This window comes from Longimycelium tulufanense (assembly GCF_014645795.1).
In the GTDB taxonomy this organism is placed as follows: domain Bacteria; phylum Actinomycetota; class Actinomycetes; order Mycobacteriales; family Pseudonocardiaceae; genus Longimycelium; species Longimycelium tulufanense.
Genome location: NZ_BMMK01000001.1, coordinates 215,863 through 231,838, shown reverse-complemented (window position 1 = coordinate 231,838; position 15,976 = coordinate 215,863). Strand labels below are relative to the sequence as shown.

11 protein-coding genes are annotated in these 15,976 nt (G+C 67.8%); 7 read left to right on the top strand and 4 right to left on the bottom strand.

What is annotated here, in order from left to right:
* Positions 1-586: 586 nt before the first annotated feature.
* The 5 genes from IEY55_RS00940 to IEY55_RS00920 are packed head-to-tail and all read left to right on the top strand — an operon-like array spanning position 587 to position 11,111.
* Positions 587-7,567 carry a non-ribosomal peptide synthetase gene (locus IEY55_RS00940; RefSeq protein ID WP_189052873.1) on the top strand — a complete coding sequence of 2,327 codons (6,981 nt, stop codon included), beginning with the start codon at positions 587-589 and terminating at the stop codon, positions 7,565-7,567.
* A complete protein-coding gene (locus IEY55_RS00935; RefSeq protein WP_189052872.1) occupies positions 7,564-8,859 on the top strand; it encodes a phthiocerol/phthiodiolone dimycocerosyl transferase family protein in 1,296 nt (431 codons plus the stop codon). The genes IEY55_RS00940 and IEY55_RS00935 overlap by 4 nt, the downstream gene beginning before the upstream one ends.
* Before the next feature lie 23 nt (positions 8,860-8,882).
* Complete coding sequence (locus tag IEY55_RS00930) at positions 8,883-9,767, top strand: SDR family NAD(P)-dependent oxidoreductase (RefSeq protein WP_229685829.1); 885 nt, start codon at positions 8,883-8,885, stop codon at positions 9,765-9,767.
* Positions 9,764-10,900, top strand: coding sequence for an FAD-dependent monooxygenase (locus tag IEY55_RS00925; RefSeq protein WP_189052870.1), 1,137 nt, complete (start codon positions 9,764-9,766; stop codon positions 10,898-10,900). Before IEY55_RS00930 ends, IEY55_RS00925 begins: the two co-directional genes overlap by 4 nt.
* 16 nt (positions 10,901-10,916) lie before the next feature.
* Entirely contained in the window at positions 10,917-11,111 is a 195-nt protein-coding gene (locus IEY55_RS00920; protein WP_189052869.1) for an MbtH family protein, read from the top strand.
* A 26-nt stretch (positions 11,112-11,137) separates the two neighbouring features.
* Here IEY55_RS00920 and IEY55_RS32465 read toward each other — a convergent pair whose 3' ends face one another.
* Positions 11,138-11,272 (bottom strand): hypothetical protein, encoded by a 135-nt coding sequence (locus tag IEY55_RS32465; RefSeq protein ID WP_268239263.1) that lies wholly within the window; start codon positions 11,270-11,272, stop codon positions 11,138-11,140.
* A 131-nt stretch (positions 11,273-11,403) separates the two neighbouring features.
* On the opposite strand from IEY55_RS32465, the gene IEY55_RS00915 reads away from it, so the two are divergent.
* Positions 11,404-11,610: a hypothetical protein gene (locus IEY55_RS00915; RefSeq protein ID WP_189052868.1), complete on the top strand. Its 207-nt coding sequence runs from the start codon at positions 11,404-11,406 to the stop codon at positions 11,608-11,610.
* Between the two features lie 237 nt (positions 11,611-11,847).
* Entirely contained in the window at positions 11,848-12,075 is a 228-nt protein-coding gene (locus tag IEY55_RS00910; protein WP_189052867.1) for a cupin domain-containing protein, read from the top strand.
* Positions 12,076-12,558: 483 nt separating this feature from the next.
* Here the strand turns inward: IEY55_RS00910 and IEY55_RS00905 are convergent, their stop codons facing one another.
* The 3 genes from IEY55_RS00905 to IEY55_RS00895 all read right to left on the bottom strand — a co-directional run bounded on the left by IEY55_RS00905 (position 12,559) and on the right by IEY55_RS00895 (position 15,940).
* Positions 12,559-13,263, bottom strand: a complete 705-nt coding sequence (locus IEY55_RS00905) for a DUF5710 domain-containing protein (RefSeq protein WP_189052866.1) — start codon at positions 13,261-13,263, stop codon at positions 12,559-12,561.
* Between the two features lie 9 nt (positions 13,264-13,272).
* Positions 13,273-14,046, bottom strand: coding sequence for an exonuclease domain-containing protein (locus IEY55_RS00900; RefSeq protein ID WP_189052865.1), 774 nt, complete (start codon positions 14,044-14,046; stop codon positions 13,273-13,275).
* A gap of 154 nt (positions 14,047-14,200) precedes the next feature.
* Positions 14,201-15,940 carry a chloride channel protein gene (locus IEY55_RS00895; RefSeq protein WP_444543279.1) on the bottom strand — a complete coding sequence of 580 codons (1,740 nt, stop codon included), beginning with the start codon at positions 15,938-15,940 and terminating at the stop codon, positions 14,201-14,203.
* Between the last annotated feature and the right edge of the window lie 36 nt (positions 15,941-15,976).

The window sequence follows — 15,976 nt, the reverse complement described above, 5'->3', positions numbered from 1 at the left end:
TTTCAGGTGAACTGAAGGGATACGGTCAACGTACCACTTACTCGTGTCAGTGTCCTGACTTGTTGTGTAATGGTTGTTGGTACGCCGGAATGTGACTCCGGTCGATATTTGCACCCAGGTTTGCTAGTGGTCATGAAGGCAGATATCTGTGTCGCGCGAATGGTCGGACTAAATGCGAGCAGGGCTGTCCGGTCGTATTGACGCGACATCGCACGGCCGAAACTGGCGGTGCGGGCACCGGAAGTGCGGCTGGAGATTCCCGGGCTGACCTGGGCTAGGGCGCCATACTGTCCGTCTCCGGTCAAGGTTTGCATGAGGGCGATGGTCCGCGTCAGCGGCCATTGGAGCGGAATTGCTTCATTCTGTACCCGATCGGAAAAATAAGGAAAGTGATAGCACCGGGAACCGCCTGCAAAGTCGCTGACTTGTGAAGTCGGCGTACGGTGCCGCAGAAAGATGGCCGTCGACACGCTGCAGGTCGATGTGTTGATCAACACACGCTGCCCTCTTGTTGGGGTAAGACTCGGGTAGATATCGTACTTACACGTGTAAGTTACGATATCGACACTCCGTTGAGGGTAAATCCATGTCAGTCCCAGCCGCGGGCCCAAGCACTGTCGTGGCGCCGCTGAGCCGCTATCAACAGGACATCGTTGCGACCGCGCTCACCCATCCCGATCTGCCGCTGGCTCCCGGCGGGTACGTCCGGTTGCCCGGTCCGGCCGATGTCGACCGGCTGAAGGAGTGCATACGCCGCACGGCGCTGCGGCATGACGCCATGCGGTTGCGGCTGGAGGAACACGGTGACAAGACGGTCCAGCAAGTTGTGCCCGACTGCCCGGACGTCGAGGTCGTCTCGTTCCTGTCCGAGTCGGATCCGCGCGAGGCGTGCCAGCGGTGGATGAGTCGCAGCACCGACGACGTGATTGCACTGGACGGCCCACTCGTCAAGTTCACGATCCTGGCCGAGGACACCGATTCGCTGATCGTATGCGGCTGGATCCACCACGTCGCCGCCGATGGGTGGGGAATCGACCTTCTCATCAAGGAGATCGCCGAACGCTACTACTCCAACGCCGACGAGACCGCCGAGGAGACCCCCGCACCAAGCTGCCTCGACCTCGTCGCGGCCGATGAGGCATATCGGAGCTCGCCGGACTGGCAGGCGGACCGGGACGCGCTTACCGCGGCGATGGGCGTGCTTACCCCGGCCCTGTTCGCTCGCACGGCGACTGGGCGCGGTCGCCGCCACCGGCGCAAGACCGTTCACATCGACGCGCTAACCGCAGACCGGATCCGGGCGACTGGTCGATCGATCTTCTCCGTCACCGCGGCCGCTCTGGCCGCCTACCTGCGTCGGGTACACCGCGATGGCGACATCGTGCTCGGCATGCCGATGCTGAACCGCGAGACGCCGATCGAACTGGCCACCGTGTCGAACGTGACGAACATCCTTCCGCTGCACGTCGCGATCGATGAGCAGCGCACCTTGGTCGAGATCGCCGACCAGGTCCGGTCGGAAGTTCGGGGCCTCAAGTCGCGTCAGCGGTTTGCGCTGGGCGATCTGCGGGCGGCGTTGCGTGACGCGGGTCAGCCGGTCCATGACCTCTTCGACGTTACGTACTCCTACATGATCGTTGCTGAGCACGACGTCGAGACCAATGTGATGTCGTCCGGGTACTCCCTCGGCGCGCTGAATGTCCTCGTGCGGGAGTACCAGCGCAATGGTTCGCTGGATGTCCACGTCTTTTACGCCGACGATGTCTTCGACGACCACTTCGCTATCGAGTCGGCCATCGACCACGTGATGACCCTGCTTGGGGAAGGGCTGCGCGCGCCGGACACGCCCTTGGCCGCGCTGTCGCTCATCAGCCCCGCCGAGGCCGCTCGGCTCTCCGGGTTCGAGCGCCCGCATACCGTCGAGTTCGACGAGTCTGCGACCATCGACCGGCTGGTGGCTGAGCAGGCCGGCCGCGCACCCGACCGTCCGGCCGTCGCCGGGTCTGATGGTGTGCTCACCTATGAGGAGTTCCACCGGCGGGTTTCCCACCTGGCGCTGGAGCTCGGGGACCTGCGACCCGATGAGTGCGTGCCGGTGCTGTTGCCGCGATCGCCGGAGTTCCTGGTCGCGATCCACGCGGTGCTGGCCGCGGGCGGCGCCTACGTGCCGATCGATCCCCAGCATCCCGAGCAGCGCGTGCGGACCCTGCTGACCGACTGCGACGCGCGGCTGGTCGTCACTGACGGCAAGTTCGACGGCCTGCTGGACGAGCTCGGCATCCGGCCGGTCGACCCCTCGGAAACGGGTGAGCTGGTCGATCACGTGACGCCTCCGCGGCCGACCGATCTGGCCTATGTCATCTACACGTCCGGCTCCACCGGCATGCCCAAGGGCGCGATGATCGAGCACCGTTCGGTGGTCAACCGGCTGATCTGGATGCAGCGCCAGTATCCGTTGCGGGACAACGACATCATCCTGCACAAGACGCCCGCCACGTTCGACGTCTCGGTCTGGGAGCTCATGTGGTGGGCGCTGGCCGGCGCGAGCGTCGCGGTGGCGCCACCGGGGGCCGAGCGCGACCCGCGCGAACTCGGCGCCGCGATCGAGCGCCACGGCGCGACCGTCATGCACTTCGTGCCGTCGATGCTCAGCCCGTTCCTCGATCACGTCGAGCAGAACCCGCAGCAGGTGCGGTCGTTGCGTCTGGTGTTCTGCAGCGGCGAGGCGCTGACCCCGGCGCTTGCCGAGCGGTTCCGCTCGACGCTTCCCGGCGTCCAGCTTGCCAACCTGTACGGGCCGACCGAGGCCACGGTCGACGTGTCCTACTACGACATCTCGGCCCTGAGGCCGATCAACCGGGTGCCGATCGGCAGGCCGATCGACAACATCGCGCTGATGGTGCTCGACACCGAGGGCCGACGCTGCCCGATCGGCGTGCCGGGCGAGCTCAACATCGCTGGCGTCGGTGTCGGCCGCGGTTATCTCGGCCAGCCCGAGCGCACCGCCGAAGCGTTCGTCGACGACGCCTCCATTCCGGAGGGGCGCCGGTATCGCACCGGAGACCTCGCGCGGTGGCTCTCCGACGGCACGCTGGAGTATCTGGGCCGGTTCGACGACCAGGTGAAGATCCGCGGCAACCGCATCACTCTCGGCGAGATCGAGAGCGCGCTGGCCCGATGCCCGGACGTTGCCGCGGCGACCGTTGTCGACGAGCGATCGGAGACGGGCACCCGGCTCGTCGCCTATGTCGTCGCGCGAGCGGGGGAGCGGCCCGGCCTTGTCCGGTCCCTGGTGGGCTTCCTGGCCGACCGGCTGCCGTCGTACATGATCCCCTCGGACTTCGTGCTGCTGAACAACATTCCGCTGACCGGCAGCGGCAAGGCAGACCGGCGCGCACTGGCCGCGCTGGGCCGCCGTGAGCGCGAATCGGCGCTGCCGAGCACTCCGGTCGAGCGGAAACTGGCCGACATCTGGTCCGCCGTGCTCGGGTCGAGCGAGTTCGGCGTGCACGACGATTTCTTCACCGTCGGCGGCGACTCGATCCTGGTGCTGCGCATGCGCACCGAGGCCGAGAAGCGCGGGCTGGCCTTCGATGTCGACCGGTTCTATGCCAATCCGACCATCGCCGGTCTTGCCGTACACGTGGCCCACCGGGAACACGTGAGCGGCAACCCGGTGACCGTGCCGTTCGAGCTGGTGCCGGCTATCGACCGGGCGAGCTTCACCGACGGCATCGAGGACGCCTTCCCCGCCACCCAGCTCCAGCTGGGCATGCTATACCACAGCCTGGAACGCGCGGACTCCACATTATACAAGGACGCCTTCGCCTACCGGCTGCGGATGCCGTGGGACGAGGACAAGTTCCGCCGCGCCTATTACCGGATGGTGCGCCGCCAGCCGGCGCTGCGCTCCAACTTCGACCTCACCGGCCGCGCCACTCCGCTGCAGGTTGTCTTCCGCGAGATTCCGGACACGCTCGAGATCGACTCCAGCGGTTCGGACGCCACGGCGTATTTGGAGCGGATGCACCGCACCACGTACCGGTTGGTCGACGACGGGGAGCACACCGCCCTGCACGGCATGCGGGTGTTCGTCCGGGAGGACTGCATCGAACTCGTGTTCCACTTCCACCACGCGATCCTCGACGGCTGGAGCGTCGCCAGCCTGTTGAGTGACCTGCTGGCCGACTACCTGTCGGACGCCGGGGCAGATCTGGCGTCGCCGTCGACATTCCTGCTCGCCGAATACGCTCGCACCGAACGTCAGTCCCAGCAGGATCCCGTCGCGCGGGAGTTCTGGGTCCAGGCGCTGGAGGCCGCCCGGTCCACGTCGATCGAGTCAGCGCGCAACCACCTGGCCCCCGAACCAGACGGCTCCAGCCTGATGACGCTGTCCTCCTGGCTGGACCGCTGCGTCAAGCAGTTCGCGCGCGTCAACGGCGTGCCGCTGAAGTCGGTGCTGCTGGCCGCGCACTGCCTTGCGCTGCGCGCTATGACCGGTTCCGACGACGTGGTCACCGGCTGCGTGACGCACGCCCGGCCGCAACGCGAGGATGCCGAGTCGTGCGCTGGGCTGTTCCTCAACACGATCCCGGTGCGCCTGGACGGCGAGCAGGAAACGTGGCGCGACGCCGTGGAGCACATCGTGCGTTGGGAGCGGGACACCTTCCCCCACCGGCGCTTCCCCCTCAGCCCGCAGCCCTTCGACACCGCGTTCAATTTCGTGAACTACCACCAGCTCGGACAAGCTCTCGGTGGGGTGGAGCTGGTCGACGTCACGATCCGCGAGGAGACCAACTTCACGCTGCTGACCACCGCGATGGTCGACCCACGCGACGGCCGCATCCGGCTGCGGATCAGCACCGGTGGGGAAGGGCTGGCTGCAAGCCAGTGCACCGAATTCGGCCGGGCGCTCATCGGGCTGCTGGGCGAGATCGTCCGGGACCCGGATGGCGAGATCGCCCTCTGGGCGGCCGGAAGCGGGGATGTCACCGCCCTGGTCGACCAGGTCGCCACGCTGCACCCGGCGAAAACCGCGGTGGTCAGCGACACCGGCCAGTGGGACTACCTCAGGCTCAACGACATCGCCGACGCCGTCGCCCAGGAGCTGCTGCGGCGGGGAATGCCGACCGGGGCACGTGTCGCGATCCGCATGCCGCGTTCGATCGAGCTGGTGGCCGCGGTGCTGGGTGCAATGCGCGCCGGGGCGGCCGTCGTTCCGCTCGACCCGGCGTACCCGGAGGCACGCATTCGGTTGATGGCCGAGATCGCCGAGCCTTATCTCACGGTCACCGGTCTCGACGAGCTGCTCTGCCAGCCGGCTGACGGTGAGCCGCTGCCGCTGCCCCGGATCCATCCCGAGGACGTCGCCTACGTCCTGTTCACCTCGGGATCGACCGGTGAGCCCAAGGGGGTGGCGGTGCCGCACCGCGTGCTCACGAACCTCATCCGCTGGCAGAACCAGCGTCCCACCACTGCGGTCGGGCGGACCACGCTGCAGTTCGCGCCGCTGTCGTTCGACGTCTCGTTCCAGGAGATCTTCTCCACGCTATGTGGCGGAGGCACCCTGCGGGTGATCGACGAGCGCACCCGCCAGGACATGGTGGCGCTGCTAAAGACGATCGACGAGGGTGGCGTGGACCGGATCTACCTGCCCTATGTCGCGCTGCAAGGGCTGGCCGAGGCGGCAGCGGTCACCGGCGTGTACCCGGCATCGCTGCGCACAATCATGTCCTCCGGTGAGCAGCTGCGGATCACCCCGGAGATCCGGGCGCTGTGTGCCGCGAACCCCGGCACCGTGCTGGAGAACCAGTACGGCCCGACCGAGACGCATGTGGCGCTCGCGCACCAGTTGCCGGGGGAGGTCAGCGACCACCCGCCGCTGCCGCCGATCGGCGCCGCGATCTCGGCGATCACGGCATCGCTGCTCGATGAGAAGCTGCGCCCGGTGCGGCCGGGCGTCAAGGGCGAGATCTACCTCGAAGGCGCTTGCGTTGCGCAGGGATACGAGAAGCGGCCGGGCCTGACCGCACAGCGATTCGTCGCCGGGCCCAACGGCACCGTCCGCTATCGCACCGGGGACATCGGCCTCGCACTGCCCAACGGCGACATCGTGTGCCTGGGCCGGGCGGACACCCAGGTCAAGGTGCGTGGCTTCCGAGTCGAGGTCGCCGAGGTCGAGCTCGCGATCCTGGCGCTGGCCGCGAGGTACCCCGGTGTCGAGCAGGCCGCAGTCGTGGCGCGCTCGCTGGGCGGGCCCGACGCGGTGCTGCAGGCGTTCCTGGTCGGTGACGCCGATCGGGTTCCCGTCGAGGCGCTGCGCTCGGAGCTGCGCCAGGTCCTTCCACCGCACATGGTGCCGTCGACCTTCCAGTGGATCGACGCCATGCCGCTGACGCCCAGTGGAAAGCGGGACGACGCCGCGTTGCGGGCGATTGGCTCGCGCGGGTCCGACACCGTGGTGTCGGCCGGTGACGAGCTCGAGGAGGCGGTTGCCGGCCTGCTGGCGGAGTTCGCCGGCGTCGACGCGCTCGGCGTGGACACCGGCTTCTTCGATGCGGGCGGCACCTCGATCGGCGCCACCCGCGTTGCGATGACCATCGCCAAGCGTTGGGGAGTTGACCTGCAGCTGCAGACGTTCCTGGCCGCGCCGACCGCGCGCGAGATCGCTGCCGTCATCCGCGCCCACGACGGCAGCGACACCTTCGATCCCGTGGTGCCCCTGCGGGAGGCGGGCGATGGCGTGCCGCTGTTCCTGATACATCCCATCGGAGGCACCGTCCTGTGCTACCGCCAGTTGGTCAACCATCTTCCCGCGGACCGGCCGGTGCACGCCCTGCAGGCGGCGGGAACGCAGCCGGGCACCGAGCCGCTGACGTCGATGGAATCCCTTGCCGCCTCGTACATCGAGGCCATTCGGCGGGTCCACCCCGACGGGCCGTTCCACCTCGCGGGCTGGTCCTTCGGCGGCTTCGTCGCGGTCGAGATCGCTCGGCAGCTCGACCCCGCCCAGGTGTCCTCGCTGACGGTGCTGGACACGATCGCGCTCGGCGCTGGCCCCAGGACCGCGCTCGACGAGAAGCAGATGATCACGTTCTTCATCGGGGAACTTCTCGCGAGCTCGCGCGGCGACGTGCAGCTGGACGACGAGCTCGGCGACATCGTCGATCTCACTTCGGCGCTGGACCGGTGCGTCGAGCTCGGCGTCCTGCCGCGGGACAGTTCACCGCAACTTGTTCGGCGGCTGTACCGGGTCTTCCGGGCGAACATGCAGGCTGGCATGGATTATCGGGTCGAGAACCTGCGCAGGCCGCTCCTTCTGCTGCGGGCGACCGAGGAGATGCCGAGCGGGCTCGCGGTCGCACATCGCAACGTCGGCACCTTGTTCAACAGCCCGGACAACGGCTGGGAGCAGTGGACTGAGGAGCCCGTCGAGATCGTCAAGGTCCCCGGCAACCACCTGTCCATGATGGATGCTCCGAACGTCCAGGTACTGGCAGACGAACTCGGTCTCGCCCTGCAGCGCGCAGACTCCTTCCGTTCTGCCCGTGCCGAGGTGGCCCAGTGATCAACCGACCGCTCAGCCCCGCCGAGCGCTGGTACTGGCTCTGCGACCAGCTCTCTCCGCTCAACTGTATCGTCAGGGTGCACATAGCCGGAGCGGTGTCTTGCGCGGACCTGGAGCGTGCCGCGGCGGGGCTGGTCGCCGAGCACCCGCTGCTGCGGGTGGCGGTCGCCGCCGCGCCGGACGGCACCCGCCCACGTTTCGTGCCCGTGAAGGATCCGCGGATCCCGATCCGCACTGTCACAGCCGAAGACCCGGGCCGGTGGGAACGGGAGATCGACGGGGTTGAGCTGGTCACGCCCCTTGCCACGCGTTCGGGTCCGCTGGCCCGGATCGTCGACATCATTCACGCGCCGGGGAGCGCGCAGGAGTGCCACGACCTGATCCTCACCGTGTCGCACATCATCGCCGACGGGACAGCCGTGATGGAAATGCTACGGCGGCTGCTGGAGCTGGCCGCGGGCACGCCGTCGCCGGAGCCGCACGACCCGCTGCCTCCGCCCGAGGCGATGTTGCCAAGATGGATCAAGGGCGTGCCTCGGACGTTGCAGACGGTCGCCTGGGCGGTTGCCGATCAGATCGCGACGGCGATCGCGCGGCCACGCCGGCTGGTACCCGATACGCCGGTGCCGGCCGAGCGCAGGCGCACCAGGCTGGTCCACCGCGAGCTCGATGCCGAGCAGCTGGACCGGTTGGTGAGCCGGTGCAAGCGCGAAGGCCTGACCGTGCACAGCGCGCTGACCGCGACGATGGCGATCGCTGTGGCGGGCGAAGACGCCCGGTGTGTCACCCTCGGCTCCCCCGTGGACTTCCGGGCTGAGCTGGTCAGGCCGGTTGGGTCCCGGGACCTGGGCTCGTACGTTGCCACAGTGCCGTCCCACATCCGAATCGGTCCCTTGTGGGCGACCGCGCGCCGGGCCCAGCGAGACCTGAACAGGCGCACGCGGTTCGGCCAGCACCTCGCGCTGATCTCGATGCTGCGGTTCATGACGCCGCCTTCGGTCGGCCGCAGCGCACGCACGATCGCAATGGTCGACCGGATGGGGCCGGGAAACGTCTGCCTGTCCAACTTGGGGCGGTTCCCCTTCCCGGACCGAGTTGGGGAGTGGGACGTGTCCGGAATCCAGCCCGTCGCCGGCCTCTCGATCAGCGGGTTGCTGGTCGCGGTCGTGATCACCAGCCATTCCGCCTTGAGCTGGAACTTTTCCTACATCGAGGGCGCACTCATCCGCGAGCGTGCCGAGCGGATCGCGGACCGCGCGGTCGAGATCCTACTGTCGAGTATTGGAGGTTGATCATGTCAGACAACGAGCCCGCGGTGCTGGTCACCGGCGCGTCCACCGGCCTTGGACAGGCCAGCGCGCTGCGCCTGGCCGCCGCCGGCTTCACGGTGTACGCCGGGGTGCGGTCGCAGGCGAACGGCGCGCGGCTCGCCGCCGAGAGCCGCAACATTCGTCCGGTGCTCCTGGACGTCACGTCGAACGAGTCGATCCGCCTGGCAGGCAAGCTGGTACGCGAGCAGACCGGCGAGGCGGGCCTGCACGGCTTGGTGAACAACGCCGGTATCTGCGTGTCGGCGCCGATGGAATGCGTGCCACTCGATGAGCTGCGGGCCGAGCTGGAGGTGAACCTCATCGGCACGGTCGCGGTGACTCAAGAGTTCCTGCCGCTGCTGCGCATGCGCCCGGTTGACGGAGCGGCCTTGGCGGGCCGAATCGTCAACGTCTGCTCGGGCGTCGGCCGGGTCGCAGCACCGTTCCTCGGCCCGTACGCCGCCTCGCAGTTTGCCAAGGAAGGCGTGTCGGACGCGCTGCGCCGGGAGCTTGCGCCGCTGTCGGTCAGTGTCTCGGTGGTCGAGCCCGGCGCCATCATGACCCCGATCTGGGACAAGGTCGCCGACACTGCCCGGCGGGTTCTCATTGCGGCGCCTGACGGTGTCGCGAACTCGTACCGGCAGATGTTCGAATCATTCGTCGCCCTGAACGAGAAGCGCGCGCGGGACAGCAAGACGAAACCCGAGGCGGTCGCGAGCGCCGTCGGCCATGCGATGACCGCACGGCGGCCACGTACCCGCTACCGCGTCGGCCCCGACTCCTGGGGCGCAACCGTGGCCGCCCGGATGCTGCCAGACCGCCTTCTCGACGCGGTGATCCGGCGCGAGTTGGCGGCCGCCGTACCGAAACGGCAGGAGGCCCGGCGATGAAGGTTCTGGTGGTCGGCACCGGGGTGGGCGGTTTGACGACCGCGATCGCCCTGCGCCGGCGTGGCATTGAGGTCGAGCTGTTCGAGGCCGCGTCCGAACCCCGGACGTCCGGCGGCGGGCTCGGGATCGCCTGCAACGCCACGAAGGTGCTCCGAGCCTTGGGCGTCGATCTGTCCACGGCGGGGGTGGGACGCGTCTGCGACGAGTTCCATCTGCGGACTCCGACCGGCAAACCGCTGCGCGAGCTGCCGATCAGGTCCGTGGCCGATGAGGTGGGTACGCCGCTGGTCAACGTGCGTCGCAGCGACCTGACCACCCTGCTGCGCAACTCCCTGGGCGATACACCGATCCACTACGGGGCCGAGGTCGTGCGGTACGACGGTGTCGGAGACAGTGTGTCGATCACGTGCGCGGACGGCCGGAGCTACACCGGTGATGTGCTGGTCGGTGCGGACGGGATCAACTCCGCCATCCGGGCGCAGATGGTCGGCCAGGAACGGGTCAACGACTACGGCTACGTCTGCTGGATCGCGGCCGCCCCGTTCGAGCATCCCAGCCTGCCGGCCGGGGGTGCCGTCCACTACTGGGGCAACGGGCAAAGGTTCGGTCTGATGGACATCGGCGGTGGGCAGGCCTACTGGTGGGGCACGAAGAACGTTGCGCGCCGCTGGAGTGGCACCAAGGGCGACATCCTGCAGTGCTTCGCGGGCTGGGCAAACGAGGTGCTCGACGTCATCTCACGGACTCCGGAGTCCGACATCGCGACTGTACCGGCCCAGGACCGGACGTTTCTCGAATCCTGGGGCGACGGACCGGTGACCCTGGTCGGAGATGCCGCGCATCCGATGCTGACCAGCCTCAGTCAGGGCGGCAGCTCGTCCATCGAGGACGGCTACGCCCTCGCGCACCACCTGGCTGCCGGAACCGAACCAGTTGCGGGATTGCGCGCCTACGAGCGCACACGACGCGATCACGCTCGCTGGCTCGTCTCGGCGTCGCGGCGCTTGAGCCGGCTTGAACAGCTGGAGAACCCGATTGTCGCGCGGCTGCGCGACCTCGCCTTCCGGTACGCGCCGATGTCCATCGTGCGCAGCCAAATCTTCGCAGCGATGCGCTTCGAGCTTCCCGCCTGATCCGAGGAGGACAGAGATGAACCCGTTCGACGACCCCGACGGCACGTTCTCCGTGCTGGTCAACGCGGAACAACAGCATTCGCTGTGGCCCAGTCAGGTCCCGGTGCCCAGTGGGTGGCAGGTCGCGCATTCCGACGACACCCGCGACGCGTGCGTGGCCTACATTGAGCGGAACTGGACCGACATCCGCCCGCTCAGTGCCCGGACGTAGGAGCACCGATTCGTCCGCAATTCGCCTCAGTGCAGCACGGTCGTGATCTCGGCCGTGAGGTTGTCGATCTTCGCCGTGTGACCGAAGCCGGGATCGCCGACACCGCCTATGGGCAGCGACTGAATCTGCGGATAGTTGGAAACGGCGTTGACGGAGGCCATGCCGCAGCAGCCGACGCGCGATCTCGATGGCTCGACTATGGCGGCGGCCTGCTGGTCCGATGTCGCACCAGCGGGAGGACTGATCTATCGCTGTCTTGACGGTCGTCATGCTGCCAGGCGCCGAGACTGGAATGGGCCCCGCATGCAGGCGCCGGACCGGCTTTGGCCACGGCGCCAACGGAACCGGAGGTCTGTTCTCCGGCACAAGCAAGCGGGCTGCGCCGTGGCGGATCGACCATGGGTTCCCTCGGGCGGTGGTCAAGCGACTGCTGAAGTCGTACTACACGCTGTTGTTCCAGCTACCGATGCTGCCGGAGTTCGCGGTCCGCCGGGAGTGATCGACCGGGTCGCCGGGTTCGCGAACCGGCTCGGCCGGGGATCGGTCGCCGCGGCGCAGCCCGAAGGGGCCGAGGCGAACATGGTGCATGGCGTCGAGCTGTACCGTGCGAACATCGCCGGGCGACTGCTGACTCCGCGGCCCCGTTCGACCGACATCCCGGTAAAGGTGATCGCCCCGACGAGCGACCTGCTCATCTCGCCCGAGCTGGAGTCGCAGGCTCCCGTCCTGTTCGTGCGTGATCTGCGGGTGCGCCGGTCAGGTGCTGCACGTCACCAAGGGCGTGGGCCTGGTCCAGACCCGCGGCGGGGAACGGCAGGAGATCAGGGCCGGCGACACGGTCAGCTGCCAGCCCGGGGAGGAGCACTGGCACGGCGCGGCCCCCGGCACGTTCATGACCCACATCGCCGTCACCGAAGGGAAGATCACGAGCGCGTCTCTGTTCGACCGTAATGCTCGCTGGTGATCACAACCGTCGATCACGAAAGCGCCAAGGTGAGATCCTACGAGACATGAAGAAGCTCGGTGGGTCGGGACGACAGGACTTGAACCTGGGGTCCCCTACGCTCTCAGCTCCAAGTGGATGCTGCCTTCGTGTCTCGCTGATGCACCACAGCGCAAACCCACGGCGTACGTCCCACGGCGTACGTGTCCCCCATCGAAAATCACGAACGGTGTTGCCCCAGGTGTGCCCGGACGCTCAGGACACCCCCAACAACCACCCTCACAGACCAACAACGGAGACCACCCCTGACCTGTGGCACTCAACCGGCTACTGGCCGACTAGGTGGCTGTCTCGGTAGTGGTTCTGGGTGATCCTCTTGGCGCAGGTCAGCGCAGCCGCGGCAAAGGGGGGAAGCCGCAGGAGCCGGCGAACCGCTCACCGCCTGGCAACACGAACAGGACCTGAACATCGGATGCACGGCATCGACGAGCTGTCGCCACCGGGTCAGGGGCACCGCTGGCGGAGGGTATGTTCGGCGACAGCGGCCCGAGCCTTGGCGTCAGGTGGAGGTACGACGGTGATCCCGGCAGTGGTGAGCATGCTCAGGTCGAGTGTCCAGGATGCGAGGGAACGCCGGCGCCACAAGTCAAATGCCGCGTCCACGTGATCGAGAGCCTCGTCTTGGGACATCCCCGTGACGGAGCACAGGTGCGCGAGCGCCTGGTCCTGCACACCGCGCACGGTGGCCAGCCCGAAGTGGGTCGCGGTGTGACAGGGCGTGCAGAGGCAGATCAGCCTACGCAGCGTCTGAACCCGTCCAGCGTCGTCATAAGCCCACCGCTCATGAGCTTCGAGCCAGCGACGGGTAGCGCGCTCCTCCCTCTGCCCACACGCTTCGCAGCGGTGGCCTGCCCGTTTCAGGATCATGCGGCGTAGTCGTTCCCAGTCCCGCGGGCTCACGCACGAGCGCACGTTGGTGAACCAGCACGAGGACGGCACGAGGTCGACGAACAACCCGGAACCGAACGAACGATCCTCGCCGGGCAGCAGGTCCGGCACGTCCGGCAAGGCCGCCCATCTCTCCAGTTCCGCCATGTCAGGACGTGGGGCGTACCACCGTTTCGCAGCCGGGTCCCACCGCGCACCGGCTGCTTTGGCGTTGTTCTTCTCCGCGAAGGGAACGTCGAGCCAGATCCGTTGTTCCGTCATTCAGGCTCCTCACACCTCAACTGGTTGCACGACGGCGCGCAAGGGCCACTGCCCAGCAGCCGCGCGCTCCACACTCGCGCGGGCACGCAGTTCGCCAGCCTCGACTGGATCAGCGGTCCGCGCGGCCAATCGGTCCAGATAGTCGGCGAACCCGCGGGTGTGCTCGCGGTGCCAGCCGATTTGACGTTGGTGCAGTTCCGCCAACGCCACTCCCCCGACCTTGTCGGGATAGGACTTGGCAAGTCGCCACGCCAACCGGGCCGCGGCCAACGCGTCATCCGTGGAGGTGTGCGCCTTCTCCAGGCGCACCCGATAGTGCGCGCACAACGCACCCAGCGTCCGCTTACCCTTCCGATAACGGTCCAGGTGTCGATCAAGACACATCGGGTCGACGACGGGGCCCGCCACGACCAGGTCCTGCCCGTGATGCCGACGCAGCTCCGCGGCCAACAGCGAGAGATCAAAGGAAGCGTTGAACACGCACAATGGCGTTGTCGACGACCACGACCGGCCTAGCTCGCCAACGATCTCCGCCACGGCCTCCGCGATGTTCTGGCCGTGCGCCCGCGCGTGCTCCGTGCTGATGCCATGAATCGCCGTCGCCTCCGCGGGGATCTGCACCCCCGGATCAGCCAGCCATGTGCGAACCTGCGGCGCCTGCTGGGGAAGTATGGACACCAGCGACGCGGCCACAATGCGGTCAGTAGCCGGGTCGAGGCCGGTCGACTCCAGGTCGAACGACAACAAGGGGCCGTCAGCCCACGACACACCGGTAGTGATCATGAACTGGAAGTTAGTGCAGAGCCGACCGCGAAGTCACGTGTGAGTCCGAGTCATGTCCTGGACTGGCCCTGCCCGGGCTACCTGCCCCGGTCCTCCTCACGGCGCGGTTCACTCCGGGTGGCCGACCAAGAGCCTGGTAAGACGATGCCCGGTGTCAGCCCGCACCGGTGCTCACGGACGCCGGCTTTCGGATGGTTTCCTTGAGAGGAAAACCGGTTCGAGAAATTGACTGCGGGACCGTGAGGATAGCCTGGTGCGTGATCCAGCCAACGAGTATGGTGCCGTCCCGATCGAGCACGGGCAGGCCGGTTCCCCGGGCGTTCACGAGTGCGGCTACCGCGTCGGTGAGCGGAGCGTCGCAGGTAATCAAGGGCGGGAGCTCGGCGAGGTCCGCCACGACGAGGTCACCTGCCCGCACCCCACCGAGCGCTTCCGCCACGGCGCGGGCGCTGACACAGCCGTGGTAACGACCGTCGCCGCCAACAACGGGAAGAATCCCGTGGCCGGAGAGGGCCAACTGGTGCCCGGCACTGACCAGGTCGGTGTCTGATGAGAGGGGCTCGGGCAGCGGTTCGAGGACACTGTCCACGGTCCTGCCGGCAAGCGGGTTCGTCGTGGCCAGCCGATCGAGGTCGACACCGCGGCGACGTAGCTTCAGGGTGTAGATCGTGTCCCGGCTGAGCTTCCGGGAGACCAGCGTGGCCACCACGATCGCGGCCATGAGCGGCAGGATGATCGTGTACTGGCCGGTCAGCTCGAACAACACGATCACGGCTGTGATCGGCGCCCGAGCCGCCCCGGCGAAAGCCGCCCCCATCCCGATCAGCCCGTAGACGCCGGGCGGGGAGCTGGCCGACGGCAACAGGACGTGCACGACCTCACCGAAGGCGGTGCCCGCCATCGCGCCGATGAACAGCGAGGGCGCGAAAACCCCTCCCGAGCCGCCGATTCCGATGGTCAGGCTGGTGGCCACGATCTTGCCGACGAGCAACAGCACCAACATGCCCAGCAAGTACCGACCACCCAGGGCATCCTGCAGCACCGGGTAGCCCACCCCGTACATCTGCGGCAGGACGAGAAGGAGACCGCCCAACAGGAGACCACCAACCGCCGGACGCAGCCACTCCGGCCCCCGCCATGCCCAATCGCAGGCGTCCTCAACCCGATACAGCACGCGGGTGAACACCACGCCTACCGCCCCGACGACGACACCGAGCAGAAGGAGCAGCAGGTACTCCCACGGTGTGCGCAGCGAGAACGATGGCAGGTCCAGGAACGTGGTGTCTCCCAGGACCGCACGGCCCACGACACTCGCGGTGACGCTGGAAAGGACGACAGCACCGAAGGACTCGGCGGCAAAGTCGCGCAGCAACAGCTCCATCGCGAAGAAGGGGCCCGCCAGCGGCGCATTGAACGTCGCGGCGATGCCGCCTGCGGCGCCGCAGGCCACCAGCACCCGCACACGGGACTCGGGCAGGCGGACGAGGCGTCCCAGCGCGGACGCCCACGCCGAACCGATCTGAACGATCGGCCCCTCCCGACCGACGGAGCCGCCAGAGCCGATGCACAGCGCGGAGGCCAGGGCCTTGACCACCGTCACCTGCGGTGCGATCCGGCCGCCCCGTTCGGCAACGGCGTACATTACCTCGGGCACCCCGTGCCCCCGGGCCTCGGGCGCGAAGCGATGCACCAGCGGTCCGTACACCAGACCCGCGACAACCGGGGCAAACAGGACGAACCACGGCCCCAACGCCGGCAGCCACGGGTGGGCCTGCCCACCAGTCGCCGAATAGTCGGCATGCCCGGAGAACACCCAGGTGAAGCTGCTGATCAGCCACCTGAACACGATCGCACCCAACCCCGCCCCGGCACCGATGGCCACCGCCAGGGTCACCAGGCCGGCCGTGCTCCCCCGCAACCACGTACCAAG

Coding starts and splice junctions, on each gene's coding strand:
- IEY55_RS00900 (WP_189052865.1), bottom strand. CDS start 14,046: ATGATCACTACCGGTGTGTCGTGGGCTGACGGCCCCTTGTTGTCGTTC.
- IEY55_RS00920 (WP_189052869.1), top strand. CDS start 10,917: ATGAACCCGTTCGACGACCCCGACGGCACGTTCTCCGTGCTGGTCAAC.
- IEY55_RS32465 (WP_268239263.1), bottom strand. CDS start 11,272: ATGGCCTCCGTCAACGCCGTTTCCAACTATCCGCAGATTCAGTCGCTG.
- IEY55_RS00925 (WP_189052870.1), top strand. CDS start 9,764: ATGAAGGTTCTGGTGGTCGGCACCGGGGTGGGCGGTTTGACGACCGCG.
- IEY55_RS00915 (WP_189052868.1), top strand. CDS start 11,404: ATGGGCCCCGCATGCAGGCGCCGGACCGGCTTTGGCCACGGCGCCAAC.
- IEY55_RS00940 (WP_189052873.1), top strand. CDS start 587: ATGTCAGTCCCAGCCGCGGGCCCAAGCACTGTCGTGGCGCCGCTGAGC.
- IEY55_RS00905 (WP_189052866.1), bottom strand. CDS start 13,263: ATGACGGAACAACGGATCTGGCTCGACGTTCCCTTCGCGGAGAAGAAC.